This is a genomic window from Microlunatus sp. Gsoil 973 (genome assembly GCF_009707365.1).
GTDB lineage: Bacteria > Actinomycetota > Actinomycetes > Propionibacteriales > Propionibacteriaceae > Microlunatus.
In genome coordinates this window covers 4,787,624-4,814,003 of record NZ_CP046122.1, presented here as the reverse complement: position 1 = coordinate 4,814,003, position 26,380 = coordinate 4,787,624, and the positions used below count along the sequence as shown (strand labels likewise).

Sequence of the window (26,380 nt, the reverse complement as noted above, 5' to 3'; positions counted from 1 at the left end):
AGGATCGAATCATGATCCTGTCCAAGGAGAGGGATCCTCGACTGATCACGATCCGCCGCGGCGGTACGCTCACCGATTCCGATCATCATCTCCTGGCCCTGTGGGCGGCGACCTGCGCCGAGCATGTCCTTGGGTTCTTCGAGGCGGTACGACCTGACGACACCCGCCCGCGTCACGCCATCGAGGCGGCCCGTGCCTGGGTGCGCGGCGAACTCGGGATGATGGATACTCGCGCGGCCGGCGGTCACGCGATGGGCGCGGCGCGAGATCTGGTCGGCGCGCCGCGTTTCGCCGCCTACGCGGCCGGTCAGGCCGCGGTCGTCGCCCACGTCGCCGAACATGACCTGGGGGCAGCGGCGTACGCGATCAAGGCGGTACGGGCCGCGGCAGCCGATGGTGACGGGGAAGCCGCCGGCCGTCGGGAGTGCCGGTGGCAGCGCGACCAGCTGGCCGACCCCATCCGCGAGCTGGTGCTGGAGGACCAGCGGCGGCGCAACGCCATCTGCTGGTCGGTGTTCGAGGTCTGACCGATCAGGTCAGAGCTTCTCCAGGGGCGCGTGCTTCAGGCTGAGGCGTTTGATGCCGGCGGACCCGAAGTCCACGTCGGCCTTGGCGTTCTCACCGGCACCCGAGGTGGCCACCACGCTGCCCATGCCGAAGACCGAGTGCAGCACCCGGTCGCCCGGCGCCAGGCTGGGAATCTCCTTCTTCTTCGGCAGCGGGCTGCCGAAGCCGATCGTGTTGCGCCAGCGCGCCGTCGCCTCGTCCTTGGCGCGTTCCCGCTCCCATCGGGAGGTGGCCGAGGAGGAGCGCCAGCTGGTCACCGCTCCCTCGGTACGGCGCCAGTCGATCAGCTCGTCGGGGATCTCGGCCAGGAACCTGCTGGGCGGATTGTGCTGCGGCGCACCCCAGGCCGACCGGACCACTGCCCGGGTCAGGTAGAGCCGCTTGCGGGCGCGGGTCAGACCGACATAGGCAAGCCGCCGCTCCTCCTCCTGCTCGGTCCGGTCGCCCAGTGCCCGCTGGTGCGGGAAGATCCCGTCCTCCATCCCGCCGAGGAAGACCGTGTCGAACTCGAGTCCCTTGGCGGTGTGCAGGGTCATCAGGGTGACCATTCCCGTACTCTCGCCGCCCGGCGCATCGGGGATCTGGTCGGCATCGGCAACCAGCGCGACGCGCTCCAGAAAGGCCCCAAGCGAGACGTCGGGCTCCGGTGCGCCGGCGCCGAGTTCGAATTCGGTGCCGGTCAGCTGGTCGGCCTCCGGCCCGACCGTCACCTCTTCGAGGATCGACGGCGCCGTCTCCGGCTCGTCGACGGCGAACAGGCCCTCGGCGAACAGGCTGTCCTCCGGAGCGGCGTCCGGGGTCTTCACCGGTTCGGGGGCCGGCAGCTGATAGCCGTACGCGATCGTCGGATCGGTGCTCAGCGCCTCGAGTCCCGCGCCCGGGGTGCCGCCGAGCGGCGCTGCCCCTGTTGTCACGAACTCCCGGGCCACCGCAACCAGTTCGACCAGGTTCTCCATCCGCGTCTCGTCCTGCGGATCGCTCGACTCGTGCAACTCGGTCAGGTACCCGGAATCCTGCAGCACCGTGGTGAGCACCCGGTCGGCAGGCGCACCGTCGGCGACCATCCGCTCGCACTTGTCCATGAAGGCCGTGAACGCGGCGATCTGCTTGGCCGACCGAGCGGCGATCCCCGGAATCTGATCGACCCGGCGAAGCGCGTCGCCGAAGCTGATCTGCTGTTCGGCCGCGTATGCCTCGACCGCTGCCTCGGCGCGGTCACCGATACCGCGCTTCGGCACGTTCAGGATGCGGCGCAGTGACACGTCGTCGGTCCGGTTGGCGATCGCCCGCAGATAGCCGATCGCATCGCGGATCTCCCGCCGTTCGTAGAACCGCACGCCGCCGACCACCTTGTACGGCAACCCGACACGGACGAAGACTTCCTCGAAGGCCCGGGATTGGGCGTTGGTCCGGTAGAACACCGCGACATCGCTGTATTTGATCTTGCCCTGGTCGGTCAGCTCGTCGATCTCGCCGGCCACGAACTGCGCCTCGTCGTGCTCGGTGTCGGCGACGTACCCGACCAGCTGCTCGCCCTTGCCGGCATCGGACCACAATCGCTTCTCGGTCCGGCCCTGGTTGTTGCTGATCACCGCATTGGCGGCGTCCAGGATGTTCTGGGTCGACCGGTAGTTCTGCTCGAGCAAGATCGTTTCGGCGCCGGGGAAGTCGGTCTCGAAGTCGAGGATGTTGCGGATCGTTGCGCCGCGGAAGGCATAGATCGACTGGTCGGAGTCACCGACCACCATCAGCTCCGCCGGTGCTGCCACCGGCGCATCGTCGTCCGGGTCGGCGATCTCCCCGCACAACTGCTGGATCAGCGCGTACTGGGCGACGTTGGTGTCCTGGTACTCGTCGACCAGCACATGCCGGAACCGCCGACGATACTGCTCCCGCACCTCGGGAAACGCCTGCATCAGGTGCACGGTGGTCATGATCAGATCGTCGAAGTCCAGCGCGTTGGCCGCGGTCAGCCGCTGCTGGTACTCCTTGTACGCCTCCAGATAGCCCTCTTCCAGAGCGGTGTTCACCCGATCACCGGCCGACTCGGTGTCGACCAGTTCGTTCTTCAGGTTGGACACCCAGTTCAGCACCGCACGGGGCGGGAAGCGCTTGGGATCGAGGGAAAGATCACGACAGACCAACTGCATCAGCCGCTTGGCGTCGGTGTCGTCGTAGATCGAGAAGGTACGGGACATCCCGAAGCGGCCGATCTCGGAACGCAGGATCCTGACGCACGCGGAGTGGAAGGTGGAGACCCACATCAACTTCGCCCGGTTGCCGACCTGTTCCACAACCCGCTCGCGCATCTCGGCCGCGGCCTTGTTGGTGAAGGTGATCGCCAGGATGGAGCCGGGATGCACATTGCGCTCCCCCACCAGATAGGCGATCCGGCGGGTCAGCACGCGGGTCTTGCCAGAACCCGCGCCGGCGACGACCAGGACCGGGCCGCCCTCGTGGGTGACCGCCTGGCGCTGCTGCGGATTCAGCCCGTCGAGCAGGTCCTTGGTGCGCTTGCGGTCCTTGCGCCGGCGCGCCCGATCGGCCTCGGGGAACAGCGCATCCTCCTGCGGCGTCGGGCGCGCGGTGTCGCTCGGATTACCGGCGGAGGATGATGCTGTGGCCATGACCGGACCAGCCTAGTAGTGGTGGCGGACAGCCGCGTCGCCGACCGGCGGAGCGGTCTTCTGCGGCGGCTACGCTTGTCGCCATGTGGCTGCGCCGGGTACCGATGCGAAAGATCCTGCGTCGTACGGCGCTCGCGGCCGTCGCCGCGCAGGCGGTGACCCTGGCCTCGCTGGCGGTCGTCGACCACCGCCGCAAGAAGAAGCGCGGGCCGGTGGTCTTCCCCCGCGTGCCGCCGCGGTCGGTCACCGCCGGCGGCTCGGAAGTCACCGTCTACACCTACGGTGAGGACCTGTACGCCGACATGCTCGGCGCGATCCGGCAGGCCAAGAAGCAGATCTTCTTCGAGACATTCATCTGGAAGGGCGACGAGGTCGGTCAACGGTTCAAGGACGAGCTGATCGCGGCCGCCGACCGGGGCGTACGGGTCTACATCGTCTATGACGAGTTCGCCAACCTCGTCGTACCGCGGTCGTTCTTCCGCTTCCCGGGACACCCCAACATCAAGGTCAAGCCGCACCGGGTCGCCGGTCGGACACTCCCGTTGCCCAGGCGGCTGGGACGCAACCACCGCAAGTTGGTGGTCGTCGACAGCGATGTCGCCTTCATCGGCGGCTACAACATCGGGTCGCTGTACGCCACCAACTGGCGTGACACGCACGCGAGGCTGACCGGCGACATCGTCTGGGACATGCAGAACGCCTTCATCGACTACTGGAACCTGTTCCCGCGCCGCCGGCTACCGACGTTGCCGGACACCGGTGGGCTGGTCTGGCAGCCCAACATCCGGCTCTACCGGAACGTGCCGCGCAACCTGGTGTTCCCGATCCGCGGCATGTACCTGGAGGCGATCGACCGGGCCAGTGACCATATCTACCTGACCCACGCCTATCTGATCCCCGACGACGACATGGTGCGCGCCCTGACCCAGGCCGCTGACCGGGGCGTCGACGTGCGGATCATCGTCCCTGAGGAGTCCAACCACATTGTCGCGGACTGGCTGTCCCGCGGCTTCTACACCCAACTGCTCCGCGGCGGTGTACGGCTGTTCCTGTACCAGGGTGCGATGGTGCACGCCAAGACCGCCTCGATCGACGGACACTGGTCGACGATCGGTACAGCCAACATCGATCGGCTGTCGTTGGCCGGCAACTACGAGATCAACATCGAGGTGTTCTCCGATGCCGTCGCCCGGCAACTGGAGGAGATCTTCGACGTCGACTCCGGCAATTGTCGTGAACTCACCCTGGACGAGTGGCACAGCCGCCCGGTGATGGTGAAGTTCAGCGAGAGTGTGCTGACGCCGTTCCGGCCGTTGCTGTGACCTCGGCGGTCCTCCGGTTCCGGTGGCGGAGGGCGACGAAGACCAACCCGAGGACGGTCGCGGCGAAGATCACCGCATACAGCGTCCAGCTGAGGTCCGCCGGCGAGTCGGCCGTCTTCAGGATGGTCCGGGTGTTCGTCAGCAGGATCAGCCCGGCGACCGCGATGCCCAGCAGGTGGGCCGGAGCGATGCGCACCAGGTAGGCGGCGATCGGCGCTGCGATCACACCGCCGACCAGCAACGCGAGTGCCAGGCCCCAGTGGATCCCCTGGGATCCCAGCGCAACGACGAAGCCGATGCTTGCGGCCGCGCTGACGCAGAATTCGGCGGTGTCGATCGAACCGATCACCTTGCGTGGCGGCATCCGGCCGTCGGTCAGCAGCGCAGGAGTCGCGACCGGTCCCCAGCCGCCCCCTCCGGTGGCGTCGATGAATCCGGCGAACAGCCCGAGCGGGGCCAGCAGGCGCAGCGTCGGGCGGCCGGCCAGCCGTGGCTTGATACCGATCAGGAACCGGATGAAGAGGTAGATGCCCAGCGCCAGCAGGATGCCCGACATCAGCGGCGCAGCTCCTTGCGTCGACAGCCGGGAGAGCACGGTGGCGCCGAGGAACGCGCCGATCGCGCCCGGCAGGGCGATCCGGGCGACGACCTTCCAGTCGACGTTCTTCAGCCGCCAGTGCGCGACACCCGATGCGATGTTGGTGGCCATCTCGGACAGGTGCACCGATGCCGAGGCCGCTGCCGGGGACAGCGCGGCCAGGCCGACCAACAGACTCGTCGACGTCACGCCGTAGCCCATTCCCAGTGCGCCGTCGACCAGTTGGGCCAGCAGTCCGACGATGCCGACCACGACGAGCTTGCGCATCTGGATCCGCCTTCCGTTGCTTCTCGAAGGGAACTATCCCTGCAGACCCAACCTATCCTACATATAGAGTAGGGAAAGTGGAAACGCCATGGCGATCGGTCTGTTGACGAGCACCCTCTAGGACCAGGCGGCGGGCGAGGCGATCAGGTCTGCGATCGTCTGCGGCATGGTGGCGCTGGCGATGTTGGCGAGGGTGACCTGTTCCAGGATCGACCGCTCACTCGCTCTGAGTGCGATCCAGACCTGTTGCAGCGGCACTGCCGCACCGGTGTATTCGAGGTTCTCCGGCCGGCTGCCGCGGACGTTGGCGAGTTCGCCGTCCAGCACTCGGATGATGTCGGCGATGCTGATCTGCTCCGCGGGCCGGCCGAGGCGGTAGCCGCCCTCCGGCCCTCGCTGGCTGCGCAGGATGCCGCCCCGGCGCATCTCGCCCAGAATGCTCTCCAGATACTTGGCAGGAATCTGTTGGGCGGCGGCGAGCTGGTCCAGCGTGCGAGGCCCACCCGCCGCGGCCAGCTCGGCGGCGGCCCGGAGGGCGTAGTCCACGCGCGCTGAAAGTCTCATAGGGAATGAAGATTACTGCCAGAGGACGGCCAGGACGGCGTTACCCAGGGTGAGCAGACCGAGCAGCGACCACAATCCCCTCGGGATGGACGTGAACCGGCGGTTGATGATCACCAGGAAGGCGATGATCGCCGCGATCACGAGCTTGGTCACCAGCTTGGCGACGTTGACCTGGTCGTCGTTCCCGGGACCGCCGCCGGTCCAGGCGAGAACGGCCAGTGCCAGGCCGGTGACCAGCATCGTGTACGAGCCGTGCAGCATGGCCGCATTGACCTCCGGCTCCCGCACCCTGATCTGGACGAGAATGCCGCCGAAGAGGGCGGCGAAGCCGATCAGGTGCAGTAGCAGGACGATCTCGTCGGCCAGCTCCATGTGGGCAAACTAGCAGCCCCCGACCGGCTCGGGTCGCAGGCGCGACGAGCCGGTCGGCGGGCGGGACCTGGCCGTGGGGCGGGGGTCAGAGGACCTCCTTCCGCCGCTTGGTGATGGCGCTGAAGATCACGCTCAACACGGCGGCAACGGCGACGCTGAGGATCCAGCGGATCCAGTCGATCCCCCCGGTCTCGGCGACGCCCATCATTGAGGCGAGCCAGTACCCGATCAAGGCACCGCCGATGCCGAGCAGGATGGTGACGATCCATCCGTATGCCTGCTTGCCGGGTAGCACGACGCGGGCGAGGATGCCGACGACGAGTCCGGCGATGATGGTTCCGATGATGGTCATGTGATGCCCCTCTTCTCCTCGAGACTCAGACCAGGCGGCGGTCCGTCGCCCACCGGGTCAGCTGGTGACGGTTGGAGAGTTGCAGCTTGCGCAACACGCTGCTGACATGGGTCTCCACCGTCTTGATCGAGATGAACAATTCCTTGGCCACCTCTTTGTAGGCATACCCGCGGGCGATCAATCGCATCACTTCCCGCTCCCGCGGGGACAGTCGATCCAGGTCCTCGTCGACACTGGCGATGTCGATGGCACCGGAGAATGCGTCCAGCACGAAGCCCGCCAGCCGCGGTGAGAACACCGCGTCGCCCTCCGCGACCCGGCGGATGGCGTCGATCAACTCGGGCCCGCTGATCGACTTGGTGACGTAACCGCGGGCACCGCCGCGGATCACCCCGATCACGTCCTCCGCCGCGTCGGAGACCGACAATGCCAGGAACTTCTGCTCCGGATTCTTCTGATGCACCCGATTCAACACCTCGACCCCGCCACCGCCGGGCAGGTGGACGTCGAGCAGTACGACATCCGGCTTGGCCTGCAGGATCACCCGCACTGCCGAATCGACGTCCTCGGCCTCGCCGAGCACCCGACACCGGTTGCCGATCTCGTGCCGTACACCGCTGCGGAACATCGCGTGATCATCGACGATGACCACGCTGCGCGGGTCGTCGGGGCGACGTTCGACCGGCGTCCCTGCGTCGCTACCGGCCCTTCCCAGGGTGTCCGGCTGGGTGAACTCGTTGCGCTGCTCGGTCATCGGGCGGTCCTTTGTCATCGGGGCATCTCCAGTCGTACTTCGGTTCCCTCGCCGGGACCGCTGCGAATCCGGGCGGTGCCACCGTGGCGGGCCATCCGCCCGATGATGCTGCCCTTGACGCCCATCCGGTCCTCGTCGATGTCGTTCTGATCGAATCCCCTGCCGCGATCGCGGACGAAGATCTCCACGTTCTCCTCCGACACCTCGGCGTACACGTCGATCTTGTCGGCGCCGGAGTGCTTGGCGGCGTTGACGATCGCCTCCCGGGTCGCCCGGATGATCGGCTGCAGCGACTCGGTCAGGTCGCAGTCACCGACCATGATCAACTCGACCGGGATGGCGCGGTCGTCCTCGATGTCGGCGGCGGCGTTGGTCAGCGCGGCCTTCAAGGTGGCGTCGGAGACCTCCTCGCCGTACAGCCAGGTACGCAGTTCCCGTTCCTGGCGGCGGGCCAGCCGCTGGACCTGCTTGGGGTCGTCGGACTGGCGCTGGATGAGCGCCAGCGTCTGCAGCACCGAGTCGTGCAGATGGGCGGCCATGTCGGCTCGGGCGTCGGCCCTGACCTTCTCTGCCCGGGCCTCGTTCAATGCGCTGCGCGACCGGTGCAGCCAGGGTGCGGCGACCACGGCGAGCCCCGCCAGTGCGAGCACGGTCATGGCCAACACGTCGGGAAGCTGCTGGATCTGGTTCTGCTGGGCGACGACGATGCCGAACGCCGCACCGACCAGGGCCAGTCCGATCACCACCCGGATGATCGACGGCCACCCGCCCCGGGCGACCAGCGGCGCCAACCAGACCCGACCGCCGGCGTCCTTCTTCCACTGGTTCTGCCGCGCGGTGTCGGCCTGTCGCCAGACCAGTGCGGCGCCGGCGCAGGCGAAGGCCACCGGCCAGAAGATCTGCTGCCGGATGCCGAGCCCGGTCATCTGCAACAACCAGATCAGCCCGGCGCCCAAGACGACCAGGGCCAGCAGGACGCCCCAGTCGGAGCGCCGCCGGTGTTTGGTCTCCTGCCGCAGTCCTTGCCGGCTGTGCGCCTCGAGCCCGGGGGCGGCGGTGCGGGTCTCCGGCGGCATCAACAGCCAGAGGGCGGCATAGGCGATGACGCCGACGAACTGGGTGATGGCCAGGGCGACGAATCCGATGCGCAGCACCATCACGGGCCAGCCGAGGTGACGCGCCAGGCCGGTGCACACGCCACCGAGCAGCGCTCCGTCGCTGACCCGGGTCGCCCGCCGACGTCCGGGGGCGGTCTCTTCCTCGGCCTTGCGCGCCGCTGTCTGCAGCACCTGATCCCGGACCGAGTCGGTGGGCGACTCCTCGCCGGATTCAGGGCGCGCCCGCACCGGCCCGGACTCGAGCTGGGAGCCGGACCGGCCTTGAGCGCCGATGGAAACCATGTCATACCAAGAGTTGCACGATCTGGGCCCGGGGGCAGCAGGGTTAGCCCGCACCAGCACCCTGATTGCCGCCCTGACCTGGCCATTCGGTTCGACGCGGCGAATCGGCGTCGGCTGGGGTGGTCCCTGATGGTGCGACGCGGCCCGGCGCACCAGTATTGATGCCATGAGTTCGATCTGGACGGTCCGACGCAGCGCGACCGATCGCAAGGTCAGCGGGCTGTCGGCCGGTCTGGCAGACGCCTGGGACGTCGACCCGATGCTGGTCCGCGTCGGATTCGCCGTGCTCGCCCTGAGCGGCGGCATCGGACTCGTCCTGTACGCGGCCGGCTGGCTGATGCTGCCCGCCGAGGACAAGGATCAGTCCCAACTCGAGGAGTGGGTCCCGCAGACCCGTACCTGGTCGCGCGAGGTGAAGATCGGCGTCGTCGTTGCCGCCTGCATCATCGGCGCGCTCGCCCTGTCCTGGCTGGTGCCGTTCAGCTTCACCGCCGCGCTCGTGGTGGCCGCGGTCTGGTACTTCGGCTACTACCGGAACCGGCGACGCCCGGCCGATCGGGACGACCGGCAGCCGCCACCGTTGCAGTTCGCCGAATTCCCCGGCGAACCGACCGCCTTCACCGAAGCCGCCACAGCCTGGCAGCAGCGGATCGCCGACTACCAGCAGGCCATGATGCGGCGGTCGGCAGCCGCGCCCTCCTCCTCGACGGCCGAGGCACCGAACGCCGGCGTCGGTCTCCGCCCGGCGCCGCCCGAACCGGCAGCCGATGTGGACCGGCAGGTGTTCCTCTCCCATCCCGACCCCGTCGGCCTCTATTCCGAGCCGACACCGGACAGTGCGATGGAACAACTGGCCGCGCAGACCCGCCTGCGTCGCCGTGCGGCACGCCGCCTCGGCCTGGTCTCGGTGATCGTGCTCGGTGTCGCGATGAGCGGGCTCGGGGTGGCGTCCGTACTCGGCGCACCGATCACCGCCCCGGCGTACCTGTCGGCGGCGTTGTTGATCTTCGGCACGACGCTGCTGGTCGGCGCCCGCGTCGGACGGCCCCGCGGACTGGCGTTCGCCACTGTTGTCGTCGCGGTCTCGATGGTTCTGACCCTGGTCGCCCAGAACAACACGGCCTTCGCCGGTGATGTCGGCATCAAGCGGCTGCAGTACACGTCGGCAGCCGAATTGCCGGCCGGTGACCACCTGCGTGTCGGACAGCTCACCGTCGACCTGCGCCAGGTCGCACCGGAACAGTCGCGCAGCTACACCGCCTCGGTCGGCACCGGACGGCTGGTCGTCGAACTGCCCCGCGGCGTTGCGACCCGGGTGACCGGGACCGTCCGCGAGGGAATGATCAGCGCCGACGGCAAACAACTCAGCTCCGGTCCGAACCTTTCCTTCCGTGAGCAGCCTCCGGCCGCAACCGTCGGGCCGGTGTTCACGGTCGATCTGAAGGTCGGCAAAGGCCAGCTGGAGGTACGTCGATGAAGCGCCGACCCGATGCAGTCTCGCTGGTCCTCGGTCTGCTCGCCACCCTGCTGGCCATCGGCGGACTCTGGTTGTCCTTCGGTGGCCGACTCGAGTGGTCGACACTCCGGATCGCCGCCCCGCTGACCCTCGTTCTGATCGGGATCATCGGCCTGGCCGCTTCCCGACCGCGCTCCTGACCCACGCTCCTGACCACCAACTCATCCGGAAGGCACGATCATGAACTATCCCGAGTCCCGCCCCCGCCGGCTGCGCCGCAGTCGGAACGATCGATGGATCGGCGGTGTCTGCGGCGGGATCGCCGAATACCTGAACATGGATCCGACGCTGGTCCGGGTTGCCGTCGTGATCATCGCCCTGGTCACCGCGGCGGTCCCGGTCATCGCGATCTATCTGCTGATGATGCTGCTGATTCCCGAGGCCGAGCCCCGGGAGCCCGGATCGATCGGTCCGGCACCGCGGTTCGGGTGGCAGCAGCAGAATCCGCAGCAGCACAGCGATCCGGTCTGGGGCGCCGCTGGTCCCCCGTGGCGGCCGAACCGTGACCCGAACATCGACACCTCGGCGCCGCAGCCGCCGCGGCAGAGCGCTGAGGACCTGTTCAGCCGGGCCAAGCACCCGACCCAGCCGAGCGGCCCGACCGTCAATCAGCCCCCGACGCCGCCCGCCCAGTCCGACCCCGGCCCGGCCGGGGACAAGGGGCCCGAACCGGCCGGTGACGACAAGCCGGAGGGCTGATCACTCCCACTCGATGGTTGCCGGCGGCTTGCTGGTGATGTCCAGCGTCACCCGGTTGATCTCCCGGACACTGTTGGTGATCTTGGAACTGATCCGCTCCAGCAGGTCGTACGGCAGCCGTCCCCAGTCAGCGGTCATCGCGTCCTCACTGGTCACCGGGCGGAGCACGATGGGGTGGCCGTAGGTCCGGCCGTCGCCCTGGACACCCACTGAACGGACATCAGCCAGCAGCACGACCGGGAACTGCCAGATGTCCCGGTCCAGACCGGCAGCGGTCACCTCGGCGCGAACGATCGCATCGGCCTCACGCAGGATGTCCAGCCGTTCCTGGGTCACCTCGCCGATGATCCTGATGGCCAGCCCGGGGCCGGGGAAGGGCTGCCGCCAGACCATGGCCGCCGGCAGACCGAGTTCCTCACCGACCGCGCGGACCTCGTCCTTGAACAAGGTGCGCAGCGGTTCGATCAGGGTGAACTGAAGATCATCGGGCAGGCCACCCACGTTGTGGTGGCTCTTGATGTTGGCCGCACCCTCGCCACCGCCGGACTCGACGACGTCGGGATACAGGGTGCCCTGCACCAGGAACTCGACCGATCCGTCGACGGAACCGACGATCTCCCGGGCCGCCTGTTCGAAGCAGGCGATGAATTCGGCCCCGATGATCTTGCGCTTGCGTTCCGGGTCGGAGACGCCGGCAAGCGCATCCAGGAACTGCTTGCGGGCATCGAACACCTTCAGATCGACACCGGTCACCTCGACGAAATCCAGCTCGACCTGCTCCGCCTCACCCCTGCGCAGCAGACCATGATCAACGAACACGCAGGTGAGTTGATCACCGATCGCCCGCTGCACCAGCGCCGCGGCGACAGCTGAGTCGACGCCGCCGGACAACGCGCAGATCACCTGTTTGTCACCGACCTCTTGCCGGATCGCGGCCACCGACTCCTCGACGATGTTCGAGGCGGTCCAGGTCGGCCGCGCGCCGGCCACCTCGAAGAGGAAGCTCTCCAACACCCGCTGACCGGACTCGCTGTGCAGCACTTCGGGATGCCACTGCACCCCGGCCAGTCCGCGACCCAGATCCTCGAACGCCGCGATCGGCGCTCCGTCGGTGCCGGCCAGCGCAACGAAGCCGTCGGGCGCCTTGACCACGGAGTCGCCATGGCTCATCCAGACCCGCAGGTGATCAGGCAGCCCGGCCAGCAGCCGACCGTGATCGCCGACCTGCAGCGCGGTCCGGCCGAACTCGCTCCCACCGGTCCGTGCCACCTCACCACCCAGCGCCCGGGCCATCGCCTGGAAGCCGTAGCAGATCCCGAACACCGGCACGTCACCGGAGAACATCCCGGGGTCGACCTGCGGAGCGCCAGGGGTGTACACCGAGGACGGCCCGCCGGAAAGGATGACGGCCTTCGGCTTGCGCGCCAGAATCTCGGCGACCGTCGCGGTGTGCGGGACGATCTCGGAATAGACGTTGGCCTCGCGAACCCGCCGGGCGATCAACTGGGCGTACTGGGCGCCGTAATCGACCACGATCACCAGATCGTGGTCCTCAGCAGGACTCGTTGTCGAGTTCGGCGTTGGGTGTGTGGTCATCAGCGTCGGGCAGCCCTCTGCGATCGCAGGTGTGATGGGCCTGAGTCTACCGGGGAACCGATCCGGGTCCTCCGACCCGTTGCGCCCGGTTGCTACCGGCTGGTAAGCCGTGGTCATGGATGCGGACGTCATCGTCATCGGGCACGGCCTGTCAGGTCTGGTCGCCACCGCCGAACTCGTCGCCGCCGGCCGGTCGGTGATCCTGCTCGACGGCGAGCCGGCGCGGGCGCTCGGCGGCCAGGCGCACTGGTCATTCGGCGGACTGTTCATGGTCGACACCCCGGAGCAGCGACGCATGCGGGTGCGGGACTCCGAGGCCCTGGCACTGGCCGACTGGCTGGGCTCGGCCGGCTTCGACTCGCCGTCGGACTACTGGCCAAGACGCTGGGCCGAGGCGTACGTGTCCTTCGCCTCGGGCGAGCTGCGGAGCTGGTTGTACGGCCTGGGCGTGCGCTGGTTCCCGGTCGTCCAGTGGGCCGAACGCGGCGGCGGTCCGGTGCCCGGCCACGGCAATTCGGTGCCGCGCTTCCACATCACCTGGGGCACCGGGCCCGGCCTGGTACAGCCGTTCGCCGACCGCATCCGTGATCGGGAACGGGTCCGGATCCTCAATCGACACAAGGTTTCCGGGCTCTCGGCCGGTACCGATGGCGTCCGGGTCGACGGCCACGTGCTCGCGGCGAGTTCGGTGCCGCGCGGTGCTCGGAGCCCGGACGACTCGGCCGGGGAGTTCTCACTGTCGGCGCAGGCCGTGATCATCTGCGCCGGCGGGATCGGCGGAAACGTCGATCTCGTCCGGCAGAACTGGCCGAGGAAATGGGGCAACCCGCCGGAGAAGATGATCTTGGGCGTACCGGACTTCGTCGACGGCTCGATGCTGCAGGTGGCCGAGAACGCCGGCGGCCGGGTGATCAACAAGGAACGGATGTGGCACTACCCCGAGGGCGTGATCAACCATTCCCCGGTCTGGACCGGCCACGGCATCCGCATCCTGCCCGGCCCCTCGGCGTTGTGGCTTGACGCACGGGGCGAACGGCTGCCGTTCCCGCTGTATCCGGGGTTCGACGCGCTCGGTGCCCTGCGGCACATCACCAGCCACGGCGACGACTACTCCTGGTTCGTGCTGAACCTGGAGACCGTCGGCAAGGAGTTCGCCCTGTCCGGCTCGGAGCAGAACGCCGATCTCACCGGCAAGGACCTCAGGCAGTTGTCCACCCGGGTACGGCCCGGGCCGACACCGGAGGTGCGGGCCTTCATCGACCGCGGTGCGGACTTCCTGACGGCGAGAACCGTCGCCGGACTCGCCGAACGGATGAACGCGCTGACCGGTACCGAGCTGATCGACGCACAGCGACTGCAACGGCTGATCGAGACCCGTGACCAGCAGGTGGTCTCCGGGCTGGGCAAGGATCCGCAGATCACCGCGACCGCGGCGGCCAGGCGGTATCTGGGGGATCGGCTGACCCGGGTGGCCACGCCACATCCCTACCTGGACGTCCGACGACCCGGCGAAGGCGTTGCCGGCGTCGGAGGGCCGCTGGTCGCGGTACGGCTGCATGTGCTGACCCGCAAGACGCTCGGCGGGTTGGAGACCGACCTGGACGGACGGGTGCTGACCGCGGACGGGACCCCGCTGCCGGGTGTCTACGCGGCCGGCGAGGTGGCCGGGTTCGGTGGCGGAGGGGTACACGGATACCGGTCCCTGGAGGGCACGTTCCTCGGCGGCTGCCTGTATTCGGGCCGGGTCGCCGGTCGAGCGGCGGCGCGCGCCGTCGGCTGATCGGCCGTCGACTGTTCAGCGGTCAGACGGCCCGCCGAGCGATCGCCTCGTGGTGGCGTACCACCTCGGCGACGATGAAGTTGAGGAACTTCTCGGCGAACTCGGGATCGAGGTGGGACTCCTCGGCCAGTGCTCGCAGCCGCGCGATCTGCTGGGTCTCCCGGTCGGGATCGGCCGGCGGCAGGCCGTGGGCGGCCTTCAACTCGCCGACCTGCTGGGTGATCTTGAACCGTTCGGCCAGCAGATGCACCAGGGCGGCGTCCATGTTGTCGATGCTCAGCCGCAGCCGATGCAGCTCTGCCCATACGTCCTCGGTCACGAAGCAAGAGCCTATCCGGCCAGGGGTTTTCTGCTTGTGGCGGATAATGCAGGCGGCCGGATCGACAGGCCGGAATTGAGGGGCGAATTGTCAGTGGCATCGGGGAGAATATGCGGGTGCCAACAGAACTGCTGAGCGATCGCTCCCCCGCGGCGACCACTCTGGTGGGTCGTGCCGCGGAGCTGGGTCGGCTCACCCGGGCGCTCGGTCTCGGCTCGGACGTGACGCCCGGGCAGTCCGGGCCGTTGCGGCATGCCCTGGTCGCCGGCGATGCAGGAATCGGCAAGACCCGGTTGTTGGCGGCGCTGGGCGAGATCGTTGTCGTCTCCGGTCGGCGCGTCACCGTCGGCCACTGTCTCGATTTCGGCGACGCGTCGCTGCCCTACCTGCCCTTCACCGAGATCTTCGGCCAACTGCAGGCTGAGGCGCCCGACGAGATGGCCGCCATCGCCCGCCGCCATCGGGCCATCCACCGGCTGCTGCCCGACGAGCGGGCATTGCCCGACGACCTGACCGGCTCCGCCGGGCACGTCGCGCGGACCGAGTTGTTCGATGCGGTCGCCCGGGCCCTCGACCGGCTCGCGGCTGACCGCGGCCTGGTCATCATGATCGAGGATCTGCACTGGTCCGATCCGTCCAGCCGGGATCTGCTGACCTATCTGTTGACCCGCCGTTTCGAGCATCCGGTCTCCCTCGTGGTCTCCTACCGGACCGACGATCTGGTCCGCAGCCACCCGGTCCGGGCGGTGCTGGCGAACTGGTCGCGCCTCAACCAACTGGAGCGGGTCGATCTGCCGCCGCTCTCGGAGGCCGATATCGAGCAGGTGGTCGCCGAACTCCGACCGGACCTGGCAGCGGCCGACGTCGCTGCTGTGGTCCGCCGGGCGGACGGCAACGCGTTCTTCGCCGAGGAGCTGGCGGCCGCCGCGAATGTCCGGGGAATGGTGCCGTCGGATCTGGCCGGGCTGTTGCTGCTCCGGCTCGACGTGCTGTCCGAGACCGCCCGGCAGGTGGTGCGGGTGGCGGCCGTGGCCGGGCGGCAGGTCGGACACGAACTGCTGGCCGAGGTCGCCGACCTGCCGACCGCCGAACTCGACCAGGCGATCCGCGGTGCCGTCGAGGGGCAGGTGCTGGTCGGCCGGAACGACGGCTACGTCTTTCGACACGCGCTGCTGGCCGAGGCCGTCTACGACGACCTGCTGCCCGGTGAGCGGGTCCGGCACCACGCCCGCTACGTCCAGGCGCTGGCGAAACCCGGCATCGGCGGCACGGCCGCCGAGCTGGCCAGGCACGCCCGCGCGGCGCACGACATTCCCACAACGATCCGGGCCAGCATCGACGCCGGTGACGAGGCGATCCGGGTCGGCGGTCCCGACGACGCCCGGCAGCACTATCGCAACGCCCTGCAGTTGGCCGAGACCAACCCGATCCCCGACGTAGCCGACCAGACCGCCGGACTCGCCGCGCTGACCATCAAGACGGCCGACGCCCTGGAGACCGCCGGACATCTCGACCAGTCGATCGACCTGCTGAGGGATCGGCTGACCGACCCGGCGATGACGGGCACCGTCCGTGCGTCGCTGCTGCAGGCACTGGCCGCCTCGCTGCTCTACAGCGACTACGACCTCGACGAACGCACCCTGCTGACCGAAGCCCTCGAACTGATCGATCCGGAACGGGACCGGGAGCTCTACTGCAAGATCCTGTCCACCCGGGCGCGGTCGTTCATGACCCGCGGCCGGTACGAGGACGCCATCGAGTCCGCCCAGCGCGCGACCGCGCTGGCCAAGGAACTCGGCCTGCGGCGGACCGTCGCCTACCAGACCATCCTGCTGGCCAAGATCAAACAGCGGCTGGGTGATCCCGAGGCCTCGATCCGGGAGACCGAGCGGGTGCGGGACACCGCTGCCGCCGAGGGTGACACCGCGACCGAGCTGCGGGCCACCGACCAGATCGGCTCGATCCGTTTCGAACAGGGCCGGCTGGCCGACGCTCTGGCCGCCTTCGAACGGGGCGTCGAGCGGGCGACCTCGATCGGGCGCCGCTGGTCCCCGCACGGACTCGACTCCTCGGTGATGGCCGCCCAGACCGCCTTCGCACTCGGTGAATGGGACCGGACCCTGGAACTGTCTGCCGGTGACGAACACGTGCCGGATCTGAGCCGGGCGAATCTCGACCTGGGCATCCTCGCGGTCCGTGCCGGGCGCGGTGAGGTCAGCGGCTTCGAGTTGCTGCCCCGCCTGCGGCGCTGGTGGCGCTATGACGCGATGACGATCATCAACTCCCTGCCGGCCGTCGAGTTGTACGCCTGTGTCGGTGACTTCGACGCCGCACTCGAGCTGTACGACGACCTGCGGGAGGCGACCGATCGGGCCTACGGGCAGAAGTTCATCGGCAAGGTGCGGATGTCCGGCGTACTGCTGGCTGTGCTGACCACGGCCGTGATGTCCGGGCGGGACGCCGCACCGCTGCTCGATCGTGCCGAGCACGCGGTCGTCTCCGCGACCGAGGCGATGGAAAGCTTCCAGAAGATGCGGCCGCCGGGACCGGAGGCGTACGCCTGGCTGGCTCGGGTGCATGCCGAGCACGCCCGGTTCCGTGCGGCGATCGGCAGTCCGGATCCCTACGCCGACCAGGTGGCCGCCTGGGAGGCGGCGGTCCTGGGCTTCGCCACCTATCCCCAGCTCTTCGAATCCGCCCGGTCCAAGGCACGGCTGGCCGCTGTGCTGCTCTGCGGTGAGGCCGACGACCGCCGTCGGGCCCAGGAGTTGATCGCCGAAGCCGGTCAGGTCGCTCACCGGCTGGGCGCAAGACCGCTGCAACAGGAATTGGCCGCGCTGGGCGTCCGCCCTCGTCCGCCGGCCGGCTCGGCGGACACCAATCCGCTGACCACGCGGGAGCGCGAGGTGCTTGATCTTGTGGCCGACGGGCTGAGCAACCGGGAGATCGGACGTCGGCTGGTGATCAGCACCAAGACCGCCAGCGTGCACGTCTCCAACATCATGGCCAAGCTGGGCGCGGAGAGCCGGACCGAAGCCGTGGCGATCGCCCGGCGGCACGGACTCCTCGGCTGATCAGCTCTACCCGATCCCACGGAAGTTCGGCGCCCAGGGCGCCTCTGTCAACCCCACCCGTCGTAACACCGTCGCCGTCCGCTGCGCCAACGCCCGGAGGTTCCCGATCTCCTGATCGGTCGGCCAGTGGAGACGCGCCCAGTAGGCGCCGATCGCGGCCGACGGGTCGGGAGCGCCCACCGGCATCATCAGCAGGCTCTTGACGAAGGTCGGCCGGTAGGCCGACTGCGGGATCCGCGCATCCGTGGTGATGTCGGGAACGACTGCCGGTTCCCCGTGCATCATCGCCCAACCGGAGATGCAGCTACCGATCGGGAACCGCTGTCCCTTCCACAACGGGGCGATCGCATCCTCGTCGGCATAGAAACACTGATCGTTCTCACGCAGCACGAAGGTCGCACCGTCTGCCCGGCAACAGCTGCGGCCGAGGTGGCGCACCACCTCGCCGACCTCGACAACCGACTTCGCCGCATCAAGCTCGGCGTACAGATCCATTGCAGTTCCTTCGCGCGTGGTGAGTAGCATCGTCGGCCGTGGAACACCTACGTCTTGGACGAACCGGATTGCTGGTGTCGCGGCTGTGCCTCGGCACGATGACCTTCGGCCTGCAGAGCGACGAATCGACATCGTTCGCGATCATGGACGCCGCCGCGGAGGGCGGCATCGATTTCTTCGACACAGCTGATGTCTACCCGCTGGGCGGCGAGTTGGAACTCAAGGGTCGCACCGAGGAGATTGTCGGCAGCTGGCTGAAGGGGCGCCGCGACGAGTTCGTCGTGGCCACCAAGTGCGTGGGACGGATGGGCCCCAACCCGTGGGACCAGGGTGCCTCACGCAAACACATCATGGCTGCGGTCGAGGATTCCCTGCGTCGACTGCAGACCGACTACATCGACCTCTACCAATTGCACAGCGACGACCCCGAGACGCCGCTGGACGAGACTCTGCAGGCGCTGGACGACCTGGTGCGGCAGGGCAAGGTGCGGTATGTCGGTTGCTCCAACTTCCTGGCCTACCGGCTGGCCCGGGCGATCGGGCGCAGCGAGGCCCGCGACCTGGTCCGTTTCGAATCCGTGCAGCCGCGCTACAACCTGCTGTTCCGCCAGATCGAGCGCGAGTTGTTGCCGCTGGCCGTCGAGGAGCAACTCGGCGTGATCCCCTACAACCCCATCGCCGGCGGTCTGTTGTCGGGCAAGCACGACCGGACCGCGCCGCCGCCGGAGGGCCGGTTCACCCTGGGCAACGCCGCGTCGAACTACCAGAACCGGTACTGGCACGAGCGGGAGTTCGACACCGTCGAGCAGCTCCGCGACATCGCCGCCGAGTCCGGCCGGTCGCTGGTCACCCTGGCCGTCGGCTGGGTGCTGGCCAACCCCGCGGTCACCGCGCCGATCATCGGAGCAAGCCGACCGGACCAGTTGGCCGACTCGTTGGCCGCGGCCGAGGTCACGCTGGACGATGGGATGCTGGCGCGGCTGGACGAGCTGACCCGCGACTACCGGATGGGCGACGCTGCCCGCTGATCAGACCTGCCGGTCCGCGGTCAGCTCGTCACTGTCGGCACGGTGCTCGGGCAGGATGCCGATTCCACGCCGGGTGTAGTAGATCAGCACGCCGATGCCGATGATCAGCCAGGCGATGCCGCCGATCTTGGCGGCCGGTTCGGCGTTCCAGAGGACGAAGCCGATGATCGCGAAGCCGATGATCGGCGCCACCCAGTGCAGCAGGATGTTCCGCGACCGCCGCCGTACACCGAAGTAGCCGATCACGGCGACGTGCAGCAGCAGGAAGGCGGTCAGCGCACCGAAGTTGACCAGGCTGCTGATCAGCCCGAGCTGACCGACGAAGAACAGGCCGAGCACCAGAGTGATCGCGGCAACTAGCAGGATCGCCCGCTCGGGGACCTTGTTCCTGGCATTGATGTGGGCCAGGAAACGCGGCAACTGGCCGTCCCGGCTCATCGAGAACAGCAGCCGGGACGTGGCACTCTGCGCGGCTACCGCGTTGGCGATGCCGACGGCCAGCGCGTTCATCGCGAGGAAGGCGACCTGCCAGGCGTGGCTGGACACCGAGGCCACGATGTCGAAGAAGGCGTTGCCTGCCTGGTCCTCGGGGAAGGACGTCTTGCCCGGGACCAGCATGCCGGCCAGCCAGGTCTGGCTGATGAAGAAGATCGCGACGATGACCAGGCCGCCGATCATGGCGGTGCCCGCCGATTTGTGGCCGCCCTTGCTCTCCTCCGCCAGGGTGGCGATGCCGTCGAACCCGAGGAAGGACAGAACGGCGATCGACAACGCCGTGGCGACCAGCGGAGCGCTGAAGTACTGCGGGTTGAACAGCGGCGTCGTGGTGAAGGTCGCGCCGCCGATCCCCCGAGCGATCGCCGTGATCGCCATGATCACGAAGATGATAATGAAGATCACTTCGGCGGCCAGAAACAGCCGGTTGACCAAGGCGGTGAACGAGATCCCGATGTAGTTGATCGCAGTGTTGATCAACAGGAAGATGATCACCCAGACCCATTTGGGTACCCCGGTGAAGATTCCGGACATCGATTCAGCGGCGAAGACGTAGAGCAGTGTTGGCACCAACAGGTAATCCAGCAGGATGGTCCAGCCGGCGATGAACCCGAGCTTGGGATGCAGGCCCCGACCGACGTAGGAGTAGACCGATCCGGCGATCGGGAAGGCGCGGGACATCTGGGCGTAGGACAGAGCGGTGAAGATCATCGCGACCAGGCCGATGATGTAGACCAGCGGCACCATGCCCTTGGCTTCGTTGAAGACCGTGCCGAAGATCGCCCAGGGTGCGATCGGCACCATGAAGATCAGGCCGTAGATCAGCAGGTCGATCGTTGAGAGCCGCCGGCTGAGTTCCTGTTTGTAGCCGAACCCGGCGAGTTCCTGGGTCTGGTCATCCGGTGCTTCGGGCATCGCGACACCTTTCAGTGATGGGGACGAGCAGGGTTCAGTCGTGTTCGGCCAGGAAGCCGCCGATCACGCGGCGGAACTCCTCGGGCTCCCTCGACATGCGGCATATGGCTGGATTCGGCGAACACGTGGGATCGCGCTCCGTTGATCTTGTCCAGGAACGGCTGCCACACGTACGGCCGCGCCTCGTCGTACGCCCCGGCGACGACCAACGTCGGCAACCGGATGCCGGGCAGACGATCGACGATGCTCCAGTCCCGCAGGGTGCCGACCACATGGAACTCCGAGGGACCGTTCATGGTGTGGTAGACGGTCGGCTCCGCCTCGATCTGGTCGAAGGAGGCGGCCACCTCGACCGGGTTGGGCACGACCCGGCAGACGTGCCGGTCGTAGAACACCTTCATGGCTCGGGCGTACTCGGGATGCTCTGTCGTCCCGGCCCGTTCGTGCCGCAGCAGGGTCTCCTGCACGTCGGCCGGAAGTTGATCACGCAGCTCATTGGCGGCTCGCAGCCAGAGTTCCATCGAGGCAGGCGAGTCGCAGATCGTCAGACTGGCGATGCCGGCGCTGTCGGCCAGCACCACCTCCGGAGCCAGCATCCCGCCCCAGGACTGGCCGAGCAGATGGAACCGCTCGATGCCGAGGTGAGCGACCAGCGTACGGAGTTCCTCGACGAAGAGATCAACGGTCCAGAAGTCGGCCGGTGCCTTCGGCAGGTGCGTGCTTTCTCCGCAGCCGAACTGGTCGTAGTGGATCACGGCACGCCCCTGGGCGGCAAGATTGGCCATCATCAACTTGTAGTTGTGCGCGGCGCCCGGGCCGCCGTGCAGGACGACCAGCGGCGGCTTGGCGCCGTCAAGATCACCGGTGATCCGGTACCAGGTGTTCCCGTCGCGGAACGGCATCGTCCCGGTGCGGGTCGGATCCGGGAACCGGGAATCGTGGGTCTGGACCATCAGCACCTCCGCTGCATCACAGCCGCCGGACGATCGGACGGATCAGAATCTAGTACCTCAACCGACGTCGAACGGCTCGCGGTTCCTCGGCAGCCATCCGGTGCAGTCTCCCGACCCACCGGAGAAGGCGATCGGCAGACCGGTGGCCCGGGACCAGTCGGCAGAGTCGGTCGCCTGGAGATGCACGTGAGGCTCGGTGCTGTTGCCCGTATTGCCACACTGCCCGATCGGCGTGCCCGGTTCGACGACCTGGCCGGGACGTACCCGGATCGAACCCTGTCGCAGGTGGGCCAGCAGCACGTACGGCCCGGCCGGACCGGCGGCGATCACGACGTGATTGCCGGCGATGGCGCCCACCCCGGCGCGGGCCCGGGAAGCCTGCCCGAAGGCGTACGGCGTCAGGGTGATCGGCGAACGTCGCGCGGCATGATCGACTTCTCCGTCGTGGCAGGACTCGATCGTCCCGGCGACGGGCGAAAGGATCGATCGTCCGAAACCGACGAACAGCTCGGGCGGCTCGGGGGCGAAGATCGACCGCAGGGTACGCGGGGCCGACCGGTCCCGGTCGTCGACGGCGACGAAGTCGATCGCGTACCGCTGGCCGAACAGATCGACACCGTGACTGGGGACGCGGTCGGCAGGACTGTTCCGGGCCGTCCAACGGCCGCGGAACGGAAACTTCAGCAGGAGGGGTTCGACCCGGCCCGCCATCAGCCGACGATCACCTCGACGCGCTGGAACTCCTTGACCTCGGTGTAGCCGGTCGTTGCCATCGAACGGCGGAGCGCGCCGACCAGATTCATCGTTCCGTCGCTGACCCGTGACGGCCCGTGCAGGATCTCCGACAGACTGCCGACCGCGCCGACCTCGACGCGCTCGCCGCGCGGCAGCGACTCGTGCCAGGCCTCGGCGCCCCAGTGGAAGCCGCGGCCGGGCGCCTCGGTGGCACGGGCCAGGGGTGAGCCGACCATGACCGCATCGGCACCGCAGGCGATCGCCTTGGCGATGTCACCGGAACGGCCGACCGACCCGTCGGCGATCACGTGCACATAGCGGCCGCCGGACTCGTCCAGGTAGTCCCGCCGGGCGGCGGCGACATCGGAGACGGCCGAGGCCATCGGGACGGCGATGCCGAGTACGTCCCGGGTGGTGTGTGCCGCACCGCCGCCGAAGCCGACCAGCACGCCGGCGGCGCCGGTGCGCATCAGGTGCAGTGCCGCCTGATAGGTGGCGCAGCCGCCGACGATCACCGGAACGTCGAGTTCGTAGATGAACTCCTTCAGGTTCAGCGGTTCCGAGGCCGACGACACATGCTCGGCTGACACCGTCGTGCCCCGGATGACGAAGAAGTCGACACCGGAGTCCACCACGGCGCGGGCGTATTCGCTGGTGTTCTGCGGCGACAGTGAGCCGGCGGCCGGTACACCGGCCTCCCGGATCTCGTTGATCCGCTTGGCGATCAGCGCCGGGTCGATCGGCCGGGCGTAGATCTCCTGCAACCGCTGGGTGGCCGTCTTGGCGTCGGGGATCCGGGCGATCTCGGCCAACAGCGGCTCGGGGTCGTCGTACCGGGTCCACAGGCCCTCGAGGTTCAGCACACCCAGCCCGCCGAGCCGGCCCATGGCGATCGCCGTTGCCGGGGACATCACCGAGTCCATCGGCGCGGCGATGATCGGGAAGTCGAAGGTCAGCGCGTCGATCCGCCAGGCAAGGTTGACCTCCTCCTGACCACGGGTGCGTCGCGACGGAACGATCGCGATGTCGTCGAATGCGAAGCCCTGCTGGGCGCGCTTGTTGCGACCGATCTCGTACATGCCTGCCCTCGGATCACTTGGGGGAGTAGTAGTTCGGCGCCTCGACCGTCATCTGGATGTCGTGCGGATGGGACTCCCGCAGACCCGCGGAGGTGATCCGGACGAACCGGCCGCGCTCCTGCAGTTGCTCGATGGTGGTGGCGCCGGTGTAGAACATGGACTGCCGCAGGCCGCCGATCAGCTGATAGGCGACGGCGCCGACCGGGCCGCGGTAGGGCACCTGGCCCTCGATGCCCTCGGGCACCAGCTTGTCCTCGGCCTTCACGTCGCTCTGGAAGTAGCGGTCCTTGGAGTACGACCCCTTCCGCCCGCGCCCGGACAATGCCGGCAGCGACGCCATCCCGCGGTAGGACTTGTACTGCTTGCCGTTGATGAAGACCAGCTCGCCCGGGCTCTCGTCGCAGCCGGCCAGCAGCGAGCCGAGCATCACCGTGTCGGCCCCGGCGACCAGCGCCTTGGCGATGTCGCCGGAATACTGCAGGCCGCCGTCGCCGATCACTGGTACGCCGGCCGGCTTGGCCGCCCGGGCTGCGTTGTAGATCGCGGTCACCTGGGGGACACCGACACCGGCGACGACCCGCGTGGTGCAGATCGAGCCCGGCCCGACACCGACCTTGACGCCGTCGACACCGGCATCGACCAGGGCCTTGGCTCCCTCGTAGGTGGCGACATTCCCGCCGACCACGTCGACGTGCTCGGCCAGCGGCTCGGTCTTGAGCTTGCGGACCATGTCGTGCACCGCCTGGGAGTGGCCGTGGGCGGTGTCGACGATCAACATGTCGACGCCCTCCTCGACCAGGGCCATGGCCCGTTCCCACGCGTCACCGAAGAATCCGACTGCGGCTGCGACGCGCAGCCGGCCTTGATCATCTTTGCTGGCGTCGGGAAACTGGTCTGATTTGACGAAGTCCTTCAGCGTGATCAGGCCGCACAGCCGGTCATGATCATCGACCAGCGGCAGCTTCTCGATCTTGTTCTTCGCCAGCAGCTTCAGCGCCTCGTCCTTGCTGATCCCGACCCGGCCGGTGACCAGCGGCATCCGGGTCATCACCGCGCCGACCTTGCGCTCCGGATCAGTCTCGAAGCGCATGTCGCGGTTGGTGACGATGCCCAGCAGCAACTGGTGTTCGTCGACCACCGGGATGCCGGAGATGCGGTAGTGCGCACACAACTCGTCGGCCTCGCGCAAGGTGGCGTCCGGCGAGATGGTGATCGGCTCGTCGATCATGCCCGCCTCGGAGCGCTTGACCTGGTCGACCTGCCTTGCCTGGTCCTCCAGCGGCATGTTGCGGTGCAGCACGCCAAGCCCGCCCTCCCGGGCGATGGCGACGGCCATCCGCGCCTCGGTGACCGTGTCCATCGGCGAGGACAGCAGCGGGATCTTGATCGAGATGTTCTTGGAGACCTGTGCGCGGGTATCCACCTGGGACGGGATGACGTCCGACTCCGCCGGTTGCAGCAGAACGTCATCGAAGGTGAGGCCGAGCGTTTCGAACGGTCCGGGAACGCCGGCTGGCGAGAGATCGGGGCCCTGGGTCACAGGAAAACACCTTCCGACGGCAAAAGGGGTGGCGGTGACCTCCATGGTAACCGTCCACTCCCCGACTTTCCTCCTCCGCCCATTCCCGCGAGGAATGGGGGGTAGCTCACATGCTGGCAACCGTTTGCCACTCGTTGCCGGGCTGTGCTTGGCTTTGCCCGTGGCATCAATGACGACGAGGGAGGCCGCCGGACGTTCGGTGACCATTCACGATGTCGCAGCCCGAGCAGGCGTTGCCGCCTCGACGGTCTCCCGGGCGCTGAACAACCCCGGCAGGGTGAACGCCGCGACCCGGGAACGGGTGCAGCGGATCGCCGCCGAGCTCAACTACGTGCCGAGCAGCCAGGCCCGGGCGCTGTCCTCGGGCCGGACGCGTACGGTCGCGCTGCTCGTCCCCGACATCACCAATCCGTTCTATTTCGACCTGATCCGCGGCACCCAGCATCAGTTGAAGGCGGCCGGCTACAGCCAGGTGCTGCTGGACACCGAGGAATCGGCCGGCCAGGAGTCGGAGTCGCTGGAACGGTTGCGGAAGACCTGCGACGGGGTGATCCTGACCGCGTCGCGACTGACCGACGAGCAGATCGTCGCCGCCTCCCGGGTGCACCCGCTGGTCACCGTCAACCGCAACGTGCATGGCGTTCCGAGTGTGTTGCTCGACGTCCCGTCGGCGATCAACCAGGCGATCGATCATCTGCTGTCGCTCGGCCATCGGCGGATCTGTTATGTCTCCGGGCCGCCCAACTCCTTCTCCAACCGCTGGCGCTGGCGGGCCATCAACGAGGCGATCCGATCACGGCGGCGTCCGGGTGACCTGGAGATCGAGGCGGTCCGGATCGGGCCGTTCGCACCACAGACCACCTCAGGGGCCGGGGCCGCCGATGCCATGATCAACACCGGTGCGACGGCGGCGATCGCATACAACGACCTGTTGGCGATCGGCATGCTGCACCGGTTCGCGGCTCGCGGCCTGTCGGTGCCCGACGACGTCAGCATCGTCGGCTGCGACGACATCTTCGGCGCGGACTTCTGCAATCCGCCGTTGACCACGATGACCGCCCCCGTCGAACAGGCCGGCCGGGCCGCGACCACCATGCTGCTCGGCCTGTTGAATCCGCTGACCCCGGGACAGGTCAGTCCGCGCGGCGGCGAGCGTCGCGTGCTGCTGCCCACCCACCTGACCATCCGGGCCAGCACCGGACCGGTCACCCCGACACCCGGCACAACGCGCAGAAGCACCCCCGCCCGATCGTCCGAGGAAGGACACCGATGACCACCACCTCCGGCCTCCGCCCGACCGCCACTGCCCGGCGGCTCGCCCCCACCCGGACCG

24 protein-coding genes are annotated in these 26,380 nt (G+C 68.2%); 9 read left to right on the top strand and 15 right to left on the bottom strand.

Annotated elements, in window-relative coordinates; genetic code table 11:
- Positions 1 to 11: 11 nt before the first annotated feature.
- Positions 12 to 527 (top strand): putative immunity protein, encoded by a 516-nt coding sequence (locus tag GJV80_RS22595; RefSeq protein ID WP_154689826.1) that lies wholly within the window; start codon positions 12 to 14, stop codon positions 525 to 527.
- A gap of 9 nt (positions 528 to 536) precedes the next feature.
- On the opposite strand, the gene GJV80_RS22590 is transcribed toward GJV80_RS22595, so the two are convergent.
- Complete coding sequence (locus GJV80_RS22590) at positions 537 to 3,125, bottom strand: UvrD-helicase domain-containing protein (protein WP_230208463.1); 2,589 nt, start codon at positions 3,123 to 3,125, stop codon at positions 537 to 539.
- Positions 3,126 to 3,277: 152 nt separating this feature from the next.
- Between GJV80_RS22590 and GJV80_RS22585 the strand changes: the two genes are divergently transcribed.
- Positions 3,278 to 4,516, top strand: a complete 1,239-nt coding sequence (locus GJV80_RS22585; RefSeq protein WP_154689824.1) for a phosphatidylserine/phosphatidylglycerophosphate/cardiolipin synthase family protein — start codon at positions 3,278 to 3,280, stop codon at positions 4,514 to 4,516.
- Here the strand turns inward: GJV80_RS22585 and GJV80_RS22580 are convergent.
- The 6 genes from GJV80_RS22580 to GJV80_RS22555 all read right to left on the bottom strand — a co-directional run bounded on the left by GJV80_RS22580 (position 4,476) and on the right by GJV80_RS22555 (position 8,823).
- Positions 4,476 to 5,381 (bottom strand): sulfite exporter TauE/SafE family protein, encoded by a 906-nt coding sequence (locus GJV80_RS22580; protein WP_154689823.1) that lies wholly within the window; start codon positions 5,379 to 5,381, stop codon positions 4,476 to 4,478. The two genes, GJV80_RS22585 and GJV80_RS22580, sit on opposite strands and share 41 nt — an antisense overlap.
- A 117-nt stretch (positions 5,382 to 5,498) precedes the next feature.
- Positions 5,499 to 5,945, bottom strand: coding sequence for an Rrf2 family transcriptional regulator (locus GJV80_RS22575; protein ID WP_154689822.1), 447 nt, complete (start codon positions 5,943 to 5,945; stop codon positions 5,499 to 5,501).
- Between the two features lie 12 nt (positions 5,946 to 5,957).
- Positions 5,958 to 6,317 (bottom strand): hypothetical protein, encoded by a 360-nt coding sequence (locus tag GJV80_RS22570; RefSeq protein WP_154689821.1) that lies wholly within the window; start codon positions 6,315 to 6,317, stop codon positions 5,958 to 5,960.
- An 85-nt stretch (positions 6,318 to 6,402) separates the two neighbouring features.
- A complete protein-coding gene (locus GJV80_RS22565) occupies positions 6,403 to 6,669 on the bottom strand; it encodes a GlsB/YeaQ/YmgE family stress response membrane protein (protein ID WP_154689820.1) in 267 nt (88 codons plus the stop codon).
- A gap of 25 nt (positions 6,670 to 6,694) precedes the next feature.
- Positions 6,695 to 7,423 (bottom strand): response regulator transcription factor, encoded by a 729-nt coding sequence (locus GJV80_RS22560; protein ID WP_154689819.1) that lies wholly within the window; start codon positions 7,421 to 7,423, stop codon positions 6,695 to 6,697.
- 14 nt (positions 7,424 to 7,437) lie between these two features.
- Complete coding sequence (locus GJV80_RS22555; RefSeq protein ID WP_154689818.1) at positions 7,438 to 8,823, bottom strand: ATP-binding protein; 1,386 nt, start codon at positions 8,821 to 8,823, stop codon at positions 7,438 to 7,440.
- 166 nt (positions 8,824 to 8,989) lie between these two features.
- Between GJV80_RS22555 and GJV80_RS22550 the strand changes: the two genes are divergently transcribed.
- Genes GJV80_RS22550 through GJV80_RS24430 form a run of 3 tightly spaced genes read left to right on the top strand, consistent with a single transcriptional unit; the run spans position 8,990 to position 11,038 of the window.
- Positions 8,990 to 10,300: a PspC domain-containing protein gene (locus tag GJV80_RS22550; RefSeq protein ID WP_154689817.1), complete on the top strand. Its 1,311-nt coding sequence runs from the start codon at positions 8,990 to 8,992 to the stop codon at positions 10,298 to 10,300.
- Positions 10,297 to 10,479, top strand: a complete 183-nt coding sequence (locus tag GJV80_RS22545; RefSeq protein ID WP_154689816.1) for a hypothetical protein — start codon at positions 10,297 to 10,299, stop codon at positions 10,477 to 10,479. The genes GJV80_RS22550 and GJV80_RS22545 overlap by 4 nt, the downstream gene beginning before the upstream one ends.
- Before the next feature lie 40 nt (positions 10,480 to 10,519).
- Positions 10,520 to 11,038, top strand: a complete 519-nt coding sequence (locus GJV80_RS24430; protein ID WP_230207951.1) for a PspC domain-containing protein — start codon at positions 10,520 to 10,522, stop codon at positions 11,036 to 11,038.
- Here the strand turns inward: GJV80_RS24430 and guaA are convergent, their stop codons facing one another.
- Entirely contained in the window at positions 11,039 to 12,634 is a 1,596-nt protein-coding gene (gene guaA, locus GJV80_RS22535) for a glutamine-hydrolyzing GMP synthase (RefSeq protein ID WP_154689815.1), read from the bottom strand.
- A 115-nt stretch (positions 12,635 to 12,749) separates the two neighbouring features.
- Between guaA and GJV80_RS22530 the strand changes: the two genes are divergently transcribed.
- Complete coding sequence (locus GJV80_RS22530; protein ID WP_230207950.1) at positions 12,750 to 14,414, top strand: FAD-binding dehydrogenase; 1,665 nt, start codon at positions 12,750 to 12,752, stop codon at positions 14,412 to 14,414.
- A 22-nt stretch (positions 14,415 to 14,436) separates the two neighbouring features.
- Here GJV80_RS22530 and GJV80_RS22525 read toward each other — a convergent pair whose 3' ends face one another.
- On the bottom strand, positions 14,437 to 14,733 hold the full coding sequence (locus tag GJV80_RS22525) for a chorismate mutase (RefSeq protein ID WP_255455506.1): 297 nt from the start codon (positions 14,731 to 14,733) through the stop codon (positions 14,437 to 14,439).
- A 116-nt stretch (positions 14,734 to 14,849) separates the two neighbouring features.
- Between GJV80_RS22525 and GJV80_RS22520 the strand changes: the two genes are divergently transcribed.
- Positions 14,850 to 17,807, top strand: coding sequence for a helix-turn-helix transcriptional regulator (locus GJV80_RS22520; protein WP_195909076.1), 2,958 nt, complete (start codon positions 14,850 to 14,852; stop codon positions 17,805 to 17,807).
- 6 nt (positions 17,808 to 17,813) lie between these two features.
- On the opposite strand, the gene GJV80_RS22515 is transcribed toward GJV80_RS22520, so the two are convergent.
- Entirely contained in the window at positions 17,814 to 18,302 is a 489-nt protein-coding gene (locus tag GJV80_RS22515) for a GAF domain-containing protein (protein WP_154689811.1), read from the bottom strand.
- Between the two features lie 38 nt (positions 18,303 to 18,340).
- Between GJV80_RS22515 and GJV80_RS22510 the strand changes: the two genes are divergently transcribed.
- Positions 18,341 to 19,330 carry an aldo/keto reductase gene (locus GJV80_RS22510; protein ID WP_154689810.1) on the top strand — a complete coding sequence of 330 codons (990 nt, stop codon included), beginning with the start codon at positions 18,341 to 18,343 and terminating at the stop codon, positions 19,328 to 19,330.
- On the opposite strand, the gene GJV80_RS22505 is transcribed toward GJV80_RS22510, so the two are convergent.
- The 5 genes from GJV80_RS22505 to guaB are packed head-to-tail and all read right to left on the bottom strand — an operon-like array spanning position 19,331 to position 25,047.
- Positions 19,331 to 20,740 (bottom strand): APC family permease, encoded by a 1,410-nt coding sequence (locus tag GJV80_RS22505; protein WP_154689809.1) that lies wholly within the window; start codon positions 20,738 to 20,740, stop codon positions 19,331 to 19,333.
- An 11-nt stretch (positions 20,741 to 20,751) separates the two neighbouring features.
- Positions 20,752 to 21,693, bottom strand: a complete 942-nt coding sequence (locus GJV80_RS22500; RefSeq protein WP_230207949.1) for a proline iminopeptidase-family hydrolase — start codon at positions 21,691 to 21,693, stop codon at positions 20,752 to 20,754.
- Positions 21,694 to 21,750: 57 nt separating this feature from the next.
- Positions 21,751 to 22,404 carry a M23 family metallopeptidase gene (locus tag GJV80_RS22495; protein ID WP_154689808.1) on the bottom strand — a complete coding sequence of 218 codons (654 nt, stop codon included), beginning with the start codon at positions 22,402 to 22,404 and terminating at the stop codon, positions 21,751 to 21,753.
- Entirely contained in the window at positions 22,404 to 23,507 is a 1,104-nt protein-coding gene (locus GJV80_RS22490; protein ID WP_154689807.1) for a GuaB3 family IMP dehydrogenase-related protein, read from the bottom strand. The genes GJV80_RS22495 and GJV80_RS22490 overlap by 1 nt, the downstream gene beginning before the upstream one ends.
- A 13-nt stretch (positions 23,508 to 23,520) precedes the next feature.
- On the bottom strand, positions 23,521 to 25,047 hold the full coding sequence (gene guaB, locus GJV80_RS22485) for an IMP dehydrogenase (protein WP_230207948.1): 1,527 nt from the start codon (positions 25,045 to 25,047) through the stop codon (positions 23,521 to 23,523).
- A 199-nt stretch (positions 25,048 to 25,246) separates the two neighbouring features.
- On the opposite strand from guaB, the gene GJV80_RS22480 reads away from it, so the two are divergent.
- The gene (locus GJV80_RS22480; RefSeq protein WP_230207947.1) at positions 25,247 to 26,320 is read left to right on the top strand and encodes a LacI family DNA-binding transcriptional regulator; all 1,074 of its coding nucleotides are present in this window, start codon (positions 25,247 to 25,249) and stop codon (positions 26,318 to 26,320) included.
- Positions 26,321 to 26,380 lie beyond the last annotated feature (60 nt).